13 protein-coding genes and 1 tRNA gene are annotated in these 15,464 nt (G+C 60.2%); 3 read left to right on the top strand and 11 right to left on the bottom strand.

Translation table 11 applies throughout. The features are described from left to right. Entirely contained in the window at positions 1 to 990 is a 990-nt protein-coding gene (locus HU718_RS01940) for a GGDEF domain-containing protein (protein WP_186616270.1), read from the top strand. 142 nt (positions 991 to 1,132) lie between these two features. Here HU718_RS01940 and HU718_RS01935 read toward each other — a convergent pair whose 3' ends face one another. From HU718_RS01935 to gabD, 3 genes are all read right to left on the bottom strand, one after another. Further along, on the bottom strand, positions 1,133 to 2,344 hold the full coding sequence (locus HU718_RS01935; protein ID WP_150708639.1) for a response regulator: 1,212 nt from the start codon (positions 2,342 to 2,344) through the stop codon (positions 1,133 to 1,135). Positions 2,345 to 2,481: 137 nt separating this feature from the next. Continuing rightward, positions 2,482 to 3,759 (bottom strand): 4-aminobutyrate--2-oxoglutarate transaminase, encoded by a 1,278-nt coding sequence (gabT, locus tag HU718_RS01930; protein ID WP_007917687.1) that lies wholly within the window; start codon positions 3,757 to 3,759, stop codon positions 2,482 to 2,484. Positions 3,760 to 3,944: 185 nt separating this feature from the next. After that, a complete protein-coding gene (gene gabD / locus HU718_RS01925; RefSeq protein ID WP_122661186.1) occupies positions 3,945 to 5,387 on the bottom strand; it encodes an NADP-dependent succinate-semialdehyde dehydrogenase in 1,443 nt (480 codons plus the stop codon). Between the two features lie 442 nt (positions 5,388 to 5,829). Between gabD and HU718_RS01920 the strand changes: the two genes are divergently transcribed. Beyond that, positions 5,830 to 5,906, top strand: a tRNA-Arg gene (locus HU718_RS01920). Between the two features lie 77 nt (positions 5,907 to 5,983). Here the strand turns inward: HU718_RS01920 and HU718_RS01915 are convergent. From HU718_RS01915 to HU718_RS01895, 5 genes are all read right to left on the bottom strand, one after another. Further along, positions 5,984 to 6,250, bottom strand: coding sequence for a hypothetical protein (locus HU718_RS01915; RefSeq protein ID WP_189684066.1), 267 nt, complete (start codon positions 6,248 to 6,250; stop codon positions 5,984 to 5,986). A 20-nt stretch (positions 6,251 to 6,270) separates the two neighbouring features. Beyond that, positions 6,271 to 6,867 carry a hypothetical protein gene (locus HU718_RS01910; RefSeq protein ID WP_186616269.1) on the bottom strand — a complete coding sequence of 199 codons (597 nt, stop codon included), beginning with the start codon at positions 6,865 to 6,867 and terminating at the stop codon, positions 6,271 to 6,273. Then, entirely contained in the window at positions 6,864 to 7,445 is a 582-nt protein-coding gene (locus tag HU718_RS01905; protein ID WP_186616288.1) for an RNA polymerase sigma factor, read from the bottom strand. Before HU718_RS01905 ends, HU718_RS01910 begins: the two co-directional genes overlap by 4 nt. A 30-nt stretch (positions 7,446 to 7,475) precedes the next feature. Next, complete coding sequence (locus tag HU718_RS01900) at positions 7,476 to 9,155, bottom strand: vWA domain-containing protein (protein ID WP_186616268.1); 1,680 nt, start codon at positions 9,153 to 9,155, stop codon at positions 7,476 to 7,478. 87 nt (positions 9,156 to 9,242) lie between these two features. Further along, entirely contained in the window at positions 9,243 to 9,803 is a 561-nt protein-coding gene (locus HU718_RS01895; RefSeq protein ID WP_095047045.1) for a YbhB/YbcL family Raf kinase inhibitor-like protein, read from the bottom strand. 139 nt (positions 9,804 to 9,942) lie between these two features. Here HU718_RS01895 and HU718_RS01890 point away from each other — a divergent pair, with 139 nt between their 5' ends. After that, the gene (locus tag HU718_RS01890) at positions 9,943 to 11,466 is read left to right on the top strand and encodes an FAD-dependent oxidoreductase (RefSeq protein WP_186616267.1); all 1,524 of its coding nucleotides are present in this window, start codon (positions 9,943 to 9,945) and stop codon (positions 11,464 to 11,466) included. 110 nt (positions 11,467 to 11,576) lie between these two features. Here HU718_RS01890 and pgaD read toward each other — a convergent pair whose 3' ends face one another. Genes pgaD through pgaB form a run of 3 tightly spaced genes read right to left on the bottom strand, consistent with a single transcriptional unit; the run spans position 11,577 to position 15,458 of the window. Further along, positions 11,577 to 12,107 (bottom strand): poly-beta-1,6-N-acetyl-D-glucosamine biosynthesis protein PgaD, encoded by a 531-nt coding sequence (pgaD, locus tag HU718_RS01885; protein WP_186616266.1) that lies wholly within the window; start codon positions 12,105 to 12,107, stop codon positions 11,577 to 11,579. Beyond that, a complete protein-coding gene (pgaC, locus tag HU718_RS01880; RefSeq protein ID WP_150708645.1) occupies positions 12,104 to 13,459 on the bottom strand; it encodes a poly-beta-1,6-N-acetyl-D-glucosamine synthase in 1,356 nt (451 codons plus the stop codon). The genes pgaD and pgaC overlap by 4 nt, the downstream gene beginning before the upstream one ends. 1 nt (position 13,460) lies before the next feature. Beyond that, the gene (gene pgaB, locus HU718_RS01875) at positions 13,461 to 15,458 is read right to left on the bottom strand and encodes a poly-beta-1,6-N-acetyl-D-glucosamine N-deacetylase PgaB (protein WP_186616265.1); all 1,998 of its coding nucleotides are present in this window, start codon (positions 15,456 to 15,458) and stop codon (positions 13,461 to 13,463) included. Between the last annotated feature and the right edge of the window lie 6 nt (positions 15,459 to 15,464).

The raw sequence follows: 15,464 nt of genomic DNA, 5'->3' as shown, positions 1-15,464 counted from the left end.
ATGGTCAACAACAATCAAAAAGACTCATCCTTCCCGCAGTGGCCCGAGGCCGCGCAAACCCTCATGGCGTTGATGCACGCCCAAGGCGAGGTCGCCCGCCTGAGCGAACGCGAGCAGCTGTTCAGCTCGCTGCTGGTCAGCGTCAACGCCGTGCTTTGGGCTTTCAACTGGGAAACCCGTCAGGTGCTGTACGTCAGTCCCGCCTATGAACGGATTTTCGGTCGCTCCGCCGGCCTCCTGCTCGCCGACTACAACCAATGGCGCGACAGCATCTACCCCGACGACCTGGAATACGCCGAACGCAGCCTTGCCGAAGTGCTGCACAAAGGTGCGGTGGAAGATCGCGAATACCGCATCATCGCCGCCGACGGTCAGGTGCGCTGGGTCAGCGACAAGTGTTTCATCAACCGTCAGGACGAACCGGGGCAACCGGTAATCATCGTCGGCATTGCCGAAGACATCACTGACAAGAAGCAGATGGAAACCGAACTGCATCGTTTGGCGACCACCGACGTACTGACGCAAAGCAGCAATCGCCGCCACTTCTTCGAATGCGCCAACCGCGAGTTCGAAGAGGCACGTGTGCATGGTTCGCAGATGGCGTTTTTGCTGCTGGATATCGATGACTTCAAAGTGATCAACGACACCTACGGCCATCCGGAGGGCGACAACGTGCTGCAGCGGATTGCCGAATGTGGACGTGGGTCGTTACGTCGAGGGGATCTGTTCGGACGCATTGGCGGGGAAGAATTTGCAGCGGTGTTTCCAGGGTGCGCACCGGACATGGCCATGCAGGTGGCCGAGCGGCTGCAGCAGGAGATTCAGCGGTTGAGTTTCAGCCATGACGGGCAGACGTTTGGCATCACCGTGAGCCAGGGGCTGACCAGCCTTACCGGGGAAGACGACAGTCTCGACAGCCTGTTCGCCCGCGCGGATGCGGCCATGTATGAGGCCAAGCGACAGGGCAAGAACCGGATTATTTCTGCCTGACCCCGTCCTCCCGCCTCAACACAAACCCACTGTGGGAGCGAGCCTGCTCGCGAAAGCGTCGTATCAGACAATGATGTACTAAATGACACTGCGCCTTCGCGAGCAGGCTCGCTCCCACATTTGGAATGTGGGTGAGTCAGGGTTATTTGCGCATCCGCATCAATTCCGGCAAGCCGATCTTCAACAACCGCGCCGTGCGACTCTTCGCCAGCTCCTCAACGCCCTCATGCTCCGTCAGACGCGCCATCTGCGCCGCCATGTTCATCACCAGCGCCTCACGGGAATACACCCCACCACCGAGCTGATACACCGACGCAATCAGCTCACGCAGCTCCAGCGGCAAGCGCCAGCGTGTGCGCAAGGCCGAACCGTAAGCTGCACCAAACTCCGCCAGCGCCTCGCCGACCTCCTCCAGCTCATCCAGCGCACCGCCGGCCTGCTGCCATTCCTGCAAACAGCGCAACAGCGCCAGATCGCCCAAGCGATGGAGCATGCCCGCGCAATAGCAGCGCTCCTGATCGAGATCGAGCAGACGTGCCAACGTCCGCGCGTATTCAGCGGTGTGCAGCGATAGCCCCCAATAACGTTCGGCATAGTCCGCCAGACACGGATCACTGAGCCTGGCGCTGCGCTTGAGTGCCAGCCCCAGAATCAGGTTCATGCTCTGTCCGGTGCCCAGACGATGCAGGGCCTGCGCCAGTGTTTGCACCGGCGCGCCATGGTGCTGCGCCGCGCTGTTGGCCGCAGCGATCAACACGGCAGTGATTTGTGGATCGGTTTTGATCTCGTCTTCCAGCAGCTTCAGATCGAGGCCATTGGGATTGAGACTGCGCTTCACCGCCACCTGCACATCGGTCATCAACGGCGCGCCGTCGGCCTGCTCACGTCGACGCTCAAGAAACACTGACAAGGTCATGCCCGGCGCCAATGCCGGCACCTCACAGAACACTTCTTCACCGGCATTGAGCAGTAAACCCTGCAAACGCTCGGTCAGGTTTTCCATGTTCAGCGGTTTGGTCAGATAGGCCGTGGGCGCCAGCGGAATCGCTTCGCGCACGCTGGCACTGTCGTTACGGCTGCTCATCAGAATGAACGGCAGCGGTGGGTTGCGTTTGCGCTGACGCACGCTGCGCAACACGCTCAAGCCATCGACGCCGGGTAGCTCCCAATCGACGATGGCCAGGTCATAAGGAATTTCGCTGAGCATCGACAGGGCTTGCTGGCCATCGGCACACAGGTCCAGCCGGGCATCGCAACGCACGTTCAGCAACACTTGTTTGAGCAGGTCGCGCGACCACGGGTCAGCTTCGGCAATCAACACTCGTGGTACAGCGGGTAAATCAACGGCAGTCATGCGCGCTCTCCCTTGCAATGCCTGAACCTTAGCCAATGCTGGCCATTCGATACAGCGCTAAAGCGCCCGATGTGTTTCAAAGGGCATAAAAAAACCCGCCGAAGCGGGTTTTTTGTCGATCAGGTCACACGGGCAGATCAGAGCTCGGAGAAGCACTCTTCGATGATCGCCAGACCTTTGTCCAGTTGCTCGTCCGGCGAAGTCAGCGGTACGAGGACGCGCAGAACGTTGCCGTAGGTGCCGCAGGACAGCAGGATCAGACCCTTGTCGCGCGCCTTGGCCACCACCGACGCTACAGCAGCAGCGTTCGGCTTGTGGCTGTCGCCGTTTTCGAACAGCTCGACTGCGATCATCGCGCCCAGGGCGCGGACTTCACCGATCACCGGGTACTTGGCTTGGATAGCTTTCAGGCCAGTGACCAGACGCTCGCCGACAGCCTTGCAGCGGTCCAGCAGTTGCTCTTCTTCGAACACTTCCATCACCGCCAGTGCAGCGGCGCAAGCAATCGGGCTACCGGCGTAGGTGCCGCCCAGACCGCCTGGAGCGATGGCGTCCATGTATTCGGCCTTGCCGCAAACACCGGCCAGCGGGAAGCCGCCAGCGATGGATTTGGCGAAGGTGGTCAGGTCGGCAGCAACGCCCATCTGTTCCATGGCGAAGAACGTACCGGTACGGCCAGCGCCGGTCTGTACTTCGTCAGCGATCAGCAGGATGCCGTGCTGGTCACACAGCGCTCGCAGACGCTTCATGAATTCTTTCGGCGCAACGTAGAAACCACCTTCACCCTGAACCGGCTCGATGATGATCGCGGCGATGTCTTTCGGCTCGGCGTCGTTCTTGAAGATGCGTTCGATGGAAGCGATCGAGTCGTCGATGCTCACGCCGTGCAGTTCGTTCGGGTACAGCGCGCGGAAGATGCCGCCTGGCATCAGGCCCATGCCGGCCGAGTACGGCACGACTTTACCGGTCAGGCCCAGGGTCATCATGGTGCGACCGTGGTAAGCGCCGGTGAAGGCGATCACGCCGGCACGGCCAGTGGCGGCACGGGCGATTTTTACGGCGTTTTCCACGGCTTCGGAACCGGTGGTCACCAGCAGGGTTTTCTTGGCGAAATCACCTGGCACCTTGGCGTTGATTTTTTCGCACAGCTCAACGTACGGCTCGTAAGCCAGCACCTGGAAGCAGGTGTGGGTCAGCTTGTTCAGCTGTTCGGTCACGGCGGCGATGATTTTCGGGTGCACGTGGCCGGTGTTCAGTACAGCGATGCCGCCAGCGAAGTCGATGAACTCACGACCTTCAACGTCAGTCACGGTAGCGTTTTTTGCCGACTCAGCGAAGATCGGGTGAATCTGGCCAACACCACGTGGAACAGCTGCGGTACGACGGGCCATCAGTTCAGCGTTAGTCTTGCTCATTACAGTCCTCATTCGCCGCTCATCGGGCGGCGTGGTTCAAGGATTAAGCGGGAGAAATCGACGGTGGCAGCATGCGATGATCGACTGCCACGGCGTTCCTGGCCGCAGAGAAAATTCCGGTTTGAAACCACGCAAAGGGACAGCGCTCTCGTGCCCTTTGCGTTTACAGCGATCTCTTGCAGGGCTTAGATGCCCAGGCAGAGGTATTTGATTTCCAGGTAATCTTCGATGCCGTACTTGGAGCCTTCACGGCCCAGGCCCGAGGCCTTGATGCCGCCGAACGGCGCGACTTCGTTGGAGATCAGCCCGGTGTTGACGCCGACCATGCCGTATTCCAGCGCTTCCGCGACACGGAACACACGACCGAGGTCACGAGCGTAGAAGTAGGAGGCCAGACCGAACTCAGTGTCGTTGGACATCGCGATCACTTCGGCTTCATCTTTGAAGCGGAACAGCGGCGCCAGTGGACCGAAGGTTTCTTCCTTGGCCACGGCGGCGTTTTTCGGCACGTTGGTGAGGATGGTCGGCTCGAAGAAGTTGCCTTCCATCGCCTTGCCGCCAGCCAGCACGGTTGCGCCTTTGGCTACAGCGTCAGCGATGTGCTCTTGCACCTTGGCCACGGCTTTTTCGTCGATCAGCGGGCCAGTGGTGGTGCCGTCTTCCAGACCGTTGCCGATCTTCAGTTTGGCCACAGCCACTTTCAGCTTCTCGGCGAACGCGTCGTAGACCGAATCCTGAATGTACAGACGGTTGGCGCAGACGCAGGTCTGGCCGTTGTTGCGGTACTTGGAAATGATCGCGCCTTCGACGGCCTTATCCAGGTCCGCATCGTCGAACACGATGAACGGCGCGTTGCCGCCCAGTTCCAGCGAGACTTTCTTGATGTCCTTGGCGCATTCCGACATCAGTTGACGACCGATTTCGGTCGAACCGGTGAAGGACAGTTTGCGTACGATCGGGTTGCTGGTCAGCTCGCTGCCGATGTCGCCGGCACTGCCCGACACCACGCTGAACACGCCCGCAGGAATGCCCGCGCGCTGAGCCAGTTCGGCCAAGGCGAAAGCGGAGAACGGAGTTTGCGAAGCAGGCTTGAGCACCATGGTGCAACCGGCAGCCAGCGCCGGGCCGGCTTTACGGGTGATCATCGCCGCCGGGAAGTTCCACGGGGTGATCGCAGCGGTCACGCCGATTGGCTGCTTGATCACGATCAGACGCTTGTCTGGCTGATGGCCCGGAATCACGTCACCGTAGATGCGCTTGGCTTCTTCGGCGAACCACTCGATAAACGAAGCGGCGTAAACGATTTCGCCCTTGGCTTCGGCCAGCGGCTTGCCCTGCTCGAGAGTCATCAGGCGCGCGAGGTCGTCCTGGTTCTCGATCATCAATTCGAACCAGCGACGCAGCTTGCCAGCGCGCTCTTTGGCGGTCAGGGCACGCCAGGCCGGCAGCGCTTTGTCAGCGGCTTCGATGGCGCGGCGGGTTTCGGCAGCGCCCATTTTCGGCACGGTACCGAGGATTTCGCCGGTGGCCGGGTTGTTGACCTTGATCGTCTGACCGCTGTCCGCATCGACCCAAGCGCCATCAATGAAGGCTTGCTGGCGGAACAACAGGGTGTCTTTAAGCTGCATGTCGGCTTTCCTTAACAGCACCGCGGCCTGCGCGGAGCAAATTATGATTGTAGAAAGGCGCCTCGCAAGGCTGCCGTCAGGGAAATCAGTGACCGGGTGTGGCGCATCAACCGTGGACGATTCGAACCACTGGCGCTTCAACATCCGCTCAACGAGCGTTTGAAATCTCAAACGGATCGTAGGATCAAAGGGGTTAAAGGACAATAGGTCGTTCGAAAAAAAGAACAAAAACGGCGTGTTTGTGGAATTTTTCAGATCAACGAGCCAAAAGCCTCAGCCGCAACAAAACCATAGAACAGTCCCGAGAAAGCGCCAAGCGAGGGTTTTGCAGGACGTTACAGCTTTATGGAATGCAGCGATTTGCGCCGACACGCGCACTGACAATCCACGCCGAAACCCAGCATGGACGCCCCGAGCCGACCTAGGTATGATGTCGCCCGCTGCACCAGTAGCTCAGCTGGATAGAGTACTGCCCTCCGAAGGCAGGGGTCGTGGGTTCGAATCCCGCCTGGTGCGCCATTGATTTAAACGAGAAAGCCCCGGACTGTGATGGTCCGGGGCTTTTTTGTGGGCGATGCGATGGTTCTCGAACGACGTCACTCCGTCGTCCAGTCGAACTCGTCGTAATCATCGTCGTCTTCTTCCTCCTCAACCTCCTCAAAAACGTCGCCTTCATCGACGACTTCCTCTTCCGACTGGTTAAGCAGAAACTCCTTACGCGTCTCGGTAATCGCGCGCCGCATCTCTTCGCCCTTCTCCGGGCAGTTGAGCAGTTGGGCGATGCGGTCAATTTTTGCTGCCACGTTGTCCTCCAGCGCATTGGCAATAGCCCGATAGTGCGCGTTTTTGCGGGGCAATGCCAAATGGCTGGTGGATCAAGTGGTCATTTTTTCCGCAACTGCTCAAGTCGGGCGTCGAGATCAGCGTTCGGGTAGCGTTTGTGCAGGTTGTTGAACAGGCTGTCGGCGGCTTGCGATTGGCCGGATTCGCGCAGGCGCAGGACTTCGCGCAGTTGTGCGTCGAGGCCGTTGGCCGGGGCGGCGGCGCGCTTGCTGAATTTGGCTTCATCGGCGCTGATGGCTTGATCTTGCATCGGCGCGGCCATTTCCATCATCGGCACAGGTGCCGGCATGGCGCCGGCCGGGGCGGACAATCGGTGCAGTTGCGCTGAGTCCGTTTCGGTCATGGGTACGGCAAGTTCGGGGGCTGGGGCGTAGTCGTACTGGCGCAGCGGTTCAGGGGCGCGCTGTACCAGCGACAACATCAGTGCCACGCCGACGAGGCTGGCGAACGCGACTTGCCAGCGTGGTTTGCGGCAGATCTCCAGCCAGCGTTGCAACAGGCTTGGTTTCGGCGCCGGGGTTTGACGCTGCGCAGCGTTGAGGATCAACGCATCAAGGTGCGCTGGCGGTTCGGCATTGTGCTGTTCACGCACATGCTTGATCAGCGGATCTTCCGGTGTCTGGCGGGCGTCAGTCATGTCAGTACCTCCTCGGCCAGCAGCCGACGCAGTTTTTGCTGGGCATAGCGCAAGCGGCTTTTGACGGTTTCCAGCGGTGTTTCGGTGAGGCTGGCGATTTGCGCCAGATCGAGGTCGCCGTGGGCGCGCAGCAGGAACACTTCGCGCTGGTCGGCGGGCAGGGTTTGCAAGGCATTTTCCAGGCGCTGGCTGTCACGGCTGAGGCTGAGCAGTTGTTCGGGATCATTCGCTTCATCGCTGACGGCATGTGCCTGCTCGTCGTAGCTGTCGTGCAGCGGTTGTCGGGCGCCGTGTTTACGCCAGTGATCGATCAAGCGATTGCGGGCGATCTGGAATAGCCATGTACGAAATGTCGCCCGGCCTTGTGGCTGACTGCTGCTGCGGATCAGGCTCAGCCAGGTCTCCTGAAACACCTCGTCGGCCAATTCCGGTTTGCCGCTTAATCCAAGCAGAAAACAATACAAACCCTGACGATGCCGCGCGTACAAGATCTCGAACGCCGCGCCGTCGCCCTCGCGATAACGCGCCAGCAGCGACTCATCGCTGCTGGCGGTTGAGCTGTCTGCCGAGGCAAACAGCTGACTGATGAAGCCTTTCAGACGACTCACTTATTCAATCCGTCGTTCAGTGGCCAGCGCGTTCGAAGCGATCGAGGTGCGCAGACTTTGCGCCAATTCGACCAATTGCACGAACTCGTTACGCAAACCGAAGCGATCATCGCCACGAGCACCACGGGCCAGTGTCTCCGTGTCTTTCAGGCTGAAGTCGCCGGTGTAACGGCCATCCTTGAGCTGCTGGGAAAACGCGGCAACGGCAGCAGCAAAACGCAGATCCTCGCTAGCCGGCGCGGTCTGATTGGCTATCGGCCGCTCGATCAGCAGACTTTTCCCACCTTCAGGCTGTTGATAACGCACACGCAGCATCGCCAATTCTCCGCTTTTCCCGGAAACAACCGGCTCCGACTTGCCGTAACGCAGCGGCTCCAACCAGCCCTTCTCACCCGCCGGAACAATTTCGTACAGCGCGGTGACCGTGTGTCCTGCGCCGATTTCGCCGGCATCGACCTTGTCATTGCTGAAATCCTCACGCTTCAACGCACGGTTTTCGTAGCCGAGCAGGCGATATTCGCTGACCTGCGCCGGGTTGAATTCCACCTGCAGTTTGACGTTTTTTGCCACCACGGCGAGGGTCGAACTCAACTGATCCACCAACACTTTGCGCGCCTCGCGCAGATTATCGATATAGGCGTAGTTACCGTCGCCGGCGTCGGCCAGTTGTTCCATCAAGTGTTCATTGTAGTTATCCACACCAAAACCCAGGGTTGTCAGCGAAATCCCGGTTTTGCATTTATCCACAGCCATTTGTTTGAGGCTATCGAAGTCGCTGACGCCGACATTGAAATCGCCATCGGTGGCCAGGAGGATGCGGTTGATGCCTTTGGGAATGAAGGCCTGCTGCGCCATTTGGTAGGCCAGTTCGATACCGGAGGCACCAGCGGTCGAACCGCCCGCAGTCAATTGCTCAATGGCTGTACGAATTTTCGCTTTTTCACGTCCAGAAGTCGGCTCCAGCACCACTCTCGATTCGCCGGCATACACCACCAACGAAACGCGATCCTGATCGCGTAACTGATCGACCAGCAATTTCAGCGTGCTTTTGACCATCGGCAGGCCTTCGCGGCGATCCATCGAGCCGGACACGTCGACCAGAAACACCAGATTGGCCGGGGCCAGTTCCGTCACGGCACGGTCGGACGCCTTGATGCCGATGCGCAACAAGCGAGTGTGCGGGTTCCACGGTGACGCAGCCAATTCTGTGGTCACGCCAAACGGCGAGCCGTCGCTGGGCAGCGCGTACTCGTAGGGGAAGTAATTGACCATTTCCTCCAGCCGCACCGCGCCTTCCGGCGGCAATCGGCCTTGATTGAGCAGGCGACGGACATTGGCATAAGCGCCCGTATCGACGTCAGCACTGAACGTTGAAACCGGGGTTTCGACGACGCTATGGATCGGGTTGTCGGCCAGCGCCTGATACTGCTCGCGCTGGGTATCGCGATAGCCCTGTGGATAACTTTCACTCAACGGCATCGGCGCACTGCCCGCATTGGGCATCCTGTACAGCGCGCGCTTGGCCATTGAGGTGTCAGCCATGACCGCTTCCTGCTGAACCAGCACCTCAGGCTGCGCCGGCGCTGGCACAGCGACGGAATCGGGTGTGGACGAAGCACCGCAACCGGCGAGCGCCAGTAGCACAGCAACCGCAACAGGACGCAAGAGAGGAAGTGACATGGGGGCTGACCTCGGGATGAAATTGATCATTCATCCACTGAGACGGGCAGCCCTTTCAGTTCGGGTTAAACGCCGCTAAAAATATTTTCAGCGGTGATAACGCCGCACCGCACTGCTGTTACGCAGCACGTGACCTTTGATTTTTTCCATCAGCTCGGCGCGGGTCAAGCCGGCCGGCAAGGCATCCGGCGCCAGATCCAGCGCGTAGATCTGGATGATGTAGTGGTGCGCACTGTCGCCCACTGGCGGGCACGGCCCCATGTAGTGGGTGTTGCCCTTGCTGTTGGTGCCGCCGACACCTTCGAATGCGGATTTAGCGCCGACGCCCGCTGCAATCTGCCGTGTAGTGGATTTGATGCCGTAGTGAATCCAGTGATCGACGCCCAGGCCTTTCTGGCCGTCCGGGTCGTGCATGACGATCGCATAACTCTGGGTACCAGCAGGACCTGCGTTCCAGCTCAGGGCCGGCGACTGGTTCTTGCCACCGCAACCGGGCGCATCGCTGGCCGCTGCCGAGGTGAACAGGCGGTTATCGGAAACACCCGGGATGCTCAGGGTGAAACGCTCCTGGGCCTGCGCTGGAAACTGCACGCAAAGGGTGACGGCGAGGGCCGCAAGCCAGGGGTTGAGAGAGGTCAATCGGGTCATTCCGGGAGCACCTTGTGCAGTGGGGCCGTCGTCGGCCTGCAAACTATAGCTGTACCGTTCGTGCCGTGGCAGTGGCAAATGGCTGAACCTCGCCCTGCGGCGCAAACTCACAAGAGAAATGCCCGCGAGGAAGCCGATCATGTCCCTGCACCGTGTCGCCCGTATCGCCGATGTCCCTGAAGACCGTGGCCTGCAAGTTGAAATCGGCGAGTGCAAGATTGTGCTGTTGCGCACGAACGGTGAGTTACGTGCCTTTCAGGGCGAATGCCCACATGCCGGCGCGCCGTTGGCTGACGGTGCGTTGTGTCACGGACGGCTGATCTGCCCGTGGCACAAGGCTGCGTTTCGCGCGGAGGACGGCGCGTTGTGCGAGCCACCGGCGCTCGACAGCCTCAAGCGTTATCCGCTGGAACTGCGTGGCGATGAGGTTTGGGTCGATGATCAGCCGTTGCCGGATCCGCATACGCCGCCGGCGGATGATTCGCGGACTTTTGTAATCGTCGGTGCCGGGGCGGCAGGCACCGCGTGTGCAGCGGCGCTGCGGGAAAAGGGTTTCGGTGGCCGGATCGTGATGATTGACCGCGAGGCCGATGCCGGTTACGACCGCACGGTGCTGAGCAAATTTGTCCTCGCTGGGGAAATGCCACCCGAGGAAGCGCCGCCGCTGCGAGATGAAACCTTCTATAAAGAGCAGCGCATCGAGCGGCTGGAAAACCAAATCACCTCGCTGGATGCTGCAAACCAGACGTTGCATCTGAGCGACGGTCAGTCCCTGCGCTATGACGCGGCCGTGCTCGCCACCGGCGGTGAACCCAATCCGTTGGAATTGCCCGGCGCCGACCTGCCGCAGGTCTTCGTCCTGCGCTCAAAATCCCAGGCAGAGCAAATAATGAATGCCGCCAAACCCGAGCACCGCGCGGTGATCATCGGCGACAGTTTCATCGCCCTCGAGTGCGCCTCGGCCCTGCGCCAGTATGGCCTCGACGTCACGGTACTGGCTCGCCACGCGATTCCTTTCGCTGCCCAGTTCGGCGAAGCCGTGGGCAAAACGATTCGCGCGCTGCACGAACAGAACGGGGTGAAATTCATCACCGAGCACGCAGCCACCGAAATCATTGGCGATGGCAAAGTCGAGGCCGTATTGCTGGACAATGGCCTGCGTCTTTCGGCGGATCTGGTGCTGGCAGGGGTCGGCGTGCACCCGGCCACCGAGGCGTTCGCGTCACTGCCGAGGGAAAAGGATCAGTCATTGCGCGTCGATGACGGCCTGCGTGTGAGCGAAAATCTGTGGGCCATCGGCGATATCGCTACGTTTCCGCTCCACGGCCAGTTGCAACGCATCGAGCACTGGCGCCTGGCTCAGCAACACGCGCGTATCGCCGCGGCCAACATGTTGGGTGGCGAGGAGCATTACCTCGACGTGCCGTTCTTCTGGACTTGGCATTTCGGCAAGAATTACGACTATCTCGGCCACGCTGAGCACTGGGATGAGGTGGAGTTTCTCGGCGAGCCTGAACATCCGCCATTTATTGGTCTGTTCGGTAGAAACGGTATGGTAGTCGCCGCCGTGGCTTGCGAGAAAGAAAGAGCGATGGCGTTACTCACCGAGCGCATGAAGCAACCGCTGCCGATGGAAGAGGCTTGGGAACTGATCCGCGATTAGCGGCCGATTGATCGTTCCCACGCTCCTGCGTGGGAATGCAGCCCGTGACGCTCCGCGTCACTGGACGCGGAGCGTCCCAAGAGGCATTCCCACGCGGAGCGTGGGAACGATCAAAGCCGGGTAAGGGGTTCGCGATTATCGTCATCCTCGGCATGCAGAAAGATCACCCGTGGATGCTCGAGCGGTGCCAATGGTGGAGGCAACTCTTCCTTTTGCACCGGCCAGAAATGCGTCACCACGTGGCTGATATCACCTTCCTGATCGTTATGAATGGTCATCACCCCAGGTGTGCGCAGTTTCTGCAAGCGGTCATCGCAGAGTTTGAAACTCCTGCTCAGGCCTTCATCGTCAATCACCGGTGAAGGCAACCGCCGCTGAGCGAAACTGCGACTCTTGCGCTGTTGATAACGCGCCCAACCAATCAGAATCACCGCGTTGACCAAGGCAATCCACAGATAAATCTGCAGGGTGCCCAGCGCGTCGAACGCCGATTTATCGATCAGCTGCCCGCCCGCGTGAGTTTCGACCAGCGGCCACAAGCCACGGATCAGCAGAAACAGCAGGCCAACCCAGGCCACCACGGTGAGGATCACATCGATCACTACCAGAAAGGGCCGCTGGCGAGTCCGGATGATTTTCATTTGATGACCTCCTCTTCGTCGTCGCCGATCGGTTTGATGCCCCGATCAGGACTGACCCAACGCGCACGTTTCTGATGTTGGCCGAACAGCACTTTGGGGAAGCTGACCAGCGTGGTCAGCAGGCTGATAAGCCAGAACACCAACGGATACCAGACCACCCAGAACATCGTGCGGCCCAATCCCGGCTCATAGCGCCGGTCGATGACGATGCTGACCGCGAACTGCACGAGGCAGACGAAGGCCAGCAGCAACCCGGTAAATGCCGGCGGCATCAGGTGATCCACCGCGATGGCTTCCGGCATGACCACGAATTTGCCGACGCCCCAGAAAATCACCGACAAGAGGAAGGTGAACGCCCAACCGGTCGACAGGCAGTATTCGAACAGCAGCGGCCACAGGTAACGATGGCGGTACTGCCAGATGCCACGGATGTTCTTGAACAACACTTCGGCGCCGCCCTGAGCCCAGCGCAGTCGTTGCTTCCATAGCCCGCCGAGGGTTTCCGGCATCAGAATCCAGCACAGCGCGCGTGGCTCGTAGAAGATGCTCCAGTGATCGAGTTGCAGCTTCCAGCTGATGTCGATGTCCTCGGTGATCATGTCCGGGCTCCAATAACCGACGCGGTTCAGCGCGGTACGGCGGAACGCGACGATCACGCCGGACACAGTAAAGATCCGCCCGAACACCCGTTGCGTACGCTTAATGAGCCCGATGATCGACGAGAACTCACCCACCTGCACCCGTCCGACCAGCGTCGAGCGTGTGCGTATCCGTGGGTTACCGGTCACCGCGCCGAGACGCGCGTTATCCAGCATCGGCGCAACCAGATACGCCGCGGTGTTCGGCGCCAGCAGTGCGTCACCGTCGATGCACACCAGATACTCACTGCGCGCAGCGATCGCCCCCATACGCAGCGCGACAGCCTTGCCCTGGTTTTCCGCCAGATGCAGCACGCGCAGACGTGGATCTTCCTTGGCCAGCGCATCGAGCACTTCAGCAGTGTTGTCCTTTGAGCCGTCGTTGATCGCGATAACTTCGATGTTCGGATAATGCTGGGCCAGCGCCGCATGGATGGTGTCGGCGGCGTTGTCACCTTCGTTGTAGCAAGGGATCAGGATCGAGATCAGCGGCTCGCCTTCCAGTGGCGGCGGTAGCGTGTCGTCTTTCCATGGCCAGTGACGCTCCCAGTGCAGCCAGAAATACAGGCCACCGGCGATCCACAACCCGGACATGAACAGTGGGTAGAAGAACACGAAGTCCATCAGGAACTGCCCGGTGACCAGGAAGATCAGGCCCAGCGGCACGCCGAGGACGAGCGCCAGAACAAGCAGGGCTAACAGTCTATCCAGCATGTTATGGATTCCATTTGTTGGAGAGCGCAGGCCTTACGGTTTTCAGGTCCGGCAGGTTGTCGAGGAAGTTGTCCGGGTAGTAGCCGAAACTGGTCGCGCCCTGACGCTTGAGACGGCCCATCCAGTCCGCCAGATGCGCACCGTCGATGTCGGCCTGATCCTTTTTCGTCCAGTCCCGCGCCTGCAACTCGAACACCGTGCGATCCAGCGCGCCGGGGCGTTTCTTGACCGTGGCCACCAGCACTTCCAGCCACGGGCCGGACTCTGCCTGGGTCTGTTTTTCCATCAGCGGCATGGCCATCGGCGCCGTCCAGTCGTAGGTCGCGAGGAAGTCATCGAGGTTCTGTGCGTACCACGCTTCGCTCTCGGGGTTGAGCATCGGTTCGGCGAAGATGTTGCGTGCTGTCAGCACCTGCGGGCCGCGAATCGCACGGACTTTGGCGGTCAGCTCGTTGGTGAAGTCGATGAGGTATTGGCTCTTGAAGCGCGTCCAGCGCTGCATCGCTGCCGGATCGTCGCGCAATGCGGCAATCGAACCCGGCAAGCCGTGGGCAGCGTAGGCTTTCAAGGCTTCAGGGCCGGCATCTTCGAAATCCGACAGTACCGCGTCGTCGTGGTAAAGAATGCCGTTGACCGAGGTCAGGCGCGCCACGTCTTCGTAGATTTCACCGATGATCCGTCGCACTTCAGGATCGAACGGCGACAAGCGTTGGTACTGATCCGGATCCACCGAGGTGATGCCGGTTTTCGGGTCCCAACGGGTCACGCGCGGCAGTTTCGAGTCGAGACCAAAACTCAGCACCGGCATCCACGCGAAGACCTTCACGTTAGCGCGGGTACGCAGTTGCCAGGCGACGCGGTTAAAAATATCCGCACGCACCGGCAAGTGACGGTTGGGGAAATACAGCGAATGCACCAGGCCATCGCCCTTGGGATCGGCGAAGGCTTGCAGGAACACCGTGTTGGCACCCAAGTCAGCGATGCGCTGCACCAGTTTTCCGAGGTTGATGTCCTGCTGCGCCGGATCCGGGTCGTAAACGTTGTCCAGATCAACATGCACAACGCGCATGACGAAATCCGACTGCACGTCGACGATACTGTTGGCGAAACGCTCGCCGTCAGGATCCGAAGCGACAAGAAAGCGCGGGCTGCTCATCAGGTTGTCGAGGGCGTCGAGACCGTCTTCGAGGGTCAGGGCCATTTCGTAGCCCTCCTCCCCGACCACCGTCAGCGATGTGCCGTCCGCCGCGCCATACGGCCAGACCCAGACGCGTGGTTTCTTGCCGGTGACCTTGCGGATTTTTTCCGAGATGTTGTTCACGTCAGTGCGGATCCGCGCCTGAAAATCGACCTCGGATTCATAGCGTTTGGTCAGCGGATCGTAGCGCCGCGTCGCGGCGGCAGGCTGCAAGTTGCCCTGCGGGTTGGCCAAAATACCTTTGTGATTGGCGTCGGTGTGCGCGGCGATTTCCACCAGACCCGATTGCGAGATTTCGCGAATCTGATCCCAGGTCAGGAAGTCGGAACGTGCGCGCGGGGCACCGGCGAAGTCCACCGGTTGATTGAGCGGCGTGTCGATCCAGCTGCCGACCGGCGCCAGCAGCGCGTGCCAGTTATAGGCGCGCAGCACCGGCAGGACGCGGGTATAGAAGCTCGAATAACCATCGTCGAAGCTGAGCAGAATCGCTTTCGCCGGCAGTTCCGGGCCGCCCTTGCGCGCGGCCATGATCTGGTCGACCGTGACCGGTTTGTAGCCGTTCTCACGCAGCCACGCGAGCTGTTCGATCATACGCTCGGTGCGCACCGCCACCACCGCCTGATCGGGGTCACGGTCTTCAACATCGTGATAGGCGATGCCGAGCACGTGGTTTTTCGGCCACGGTTTTTCGCTGGCCGCCAGCGGACGCTCGGACGGCGGCGCGAAGGCCGGAGCTTGCTGGGCGCAGGCGCTGACCAGCAGCGCTCCCAGCAGAAGGATGAAACGCGAAATCAAAGGCATCTTCAA

It is taken from the genome of Pseudomonas tensinigenes, from assembly GCF_014268445.2.
Classification (GTDB): domain Bacteria; phylum Pseudomonadota; class Gammaproteobacteria; order Pseudomonadales; family Pseudomonadaceae; genus Aquipseudomonas; species Aquipseudomonas tensinigenes.
This window is presented reverse-complemented; position numbering and strand designations above follow the sequence as displayed.

What these genes read in the sequence shown, in the direction of transcription:
- HU718_RS01940 (WP_186616270.1), top strand. Translation starts at nt 1, where the DNA reads ATGGTCAACAACAATCAAAAAGACTCATCCTTCCCGCAGTGGCCCGAG.
- HU718_RS01935 (WP_150708639.1), bottom strand. Translation starts at nt 2,344, where the DNA reads ATGACTGCCGTTGATTTACCCGCTGTACCACGAGTGTTGATTGCCGAA.
- gabT (WP_007917687.1), bottom strand. Translation starts at nt 3,759, where the DNA reads ATGAGCAAGACTAACGCTGAACTGATGGCCCGTCGTACCGCAGCTGTT.
- gabD (WP_122661186.1), bottom strand. Translation starts at nt 5,387, where the DNA reads ATGCAGCTTAAAGACACCCTGTTGTTCCGCCAGCAAGCCTTCATTGAT.
- HU718_RS01910 (WP_186616269.1), bottom strand. Translation starts at nt 6,867, where the DNA reads ATGACTGACGCCCGCCAGACACCGGAAGATCCGCTGATCAAGCATGTG.
- HU718_RS01900 (WP_186616268.1), bottom strand. Translation starts at nt 9,155, where the DNA reads ATGTCACTTCCTCTCTTGCGTCCTGTTGCGGTTGCTGTGCTACTGGCG.
- HU718_RS01895 (WP_095047045.1), bottom strand. Translation starts at nt 9,803, where the DNA reads ATGACCCGATTGACCTCTCTCAACCCCTGGCTTGCGGCCCTCGCCGTC.
- HU718_RS01890 (WP_186616267.1), top strand. Translation starts at nt 9,943, where the DNA reads ATGTCCCTGCACCGTGTCGCCCGTATCGCCGATGTCCCTGAAGACCGT.
- pgaD (WP_186616266.1), bottom strand. Translation starts at nt 12,107, where the DNA reads ATGAAAATCATCCGGACTCGCCAGCGGCCCTTTCTGGTAGTGATCGAT.
- pgaC (WP_150708645.1), bottom strand. Translation starts at nt 13,459, where the DNA reads ATGCTGGATAGACTGTTAGCCCTGCTTGTTCTGGCGCTCGTCCTCGGC.
- pgaB (WP_186616265.1), bottom strand. Translation starts at nt 15,458, where the DNA reads ATGCCTTTGATTTCGCGTTTCATCCTTCTGCTGGGAGCGCTGCTGGTC.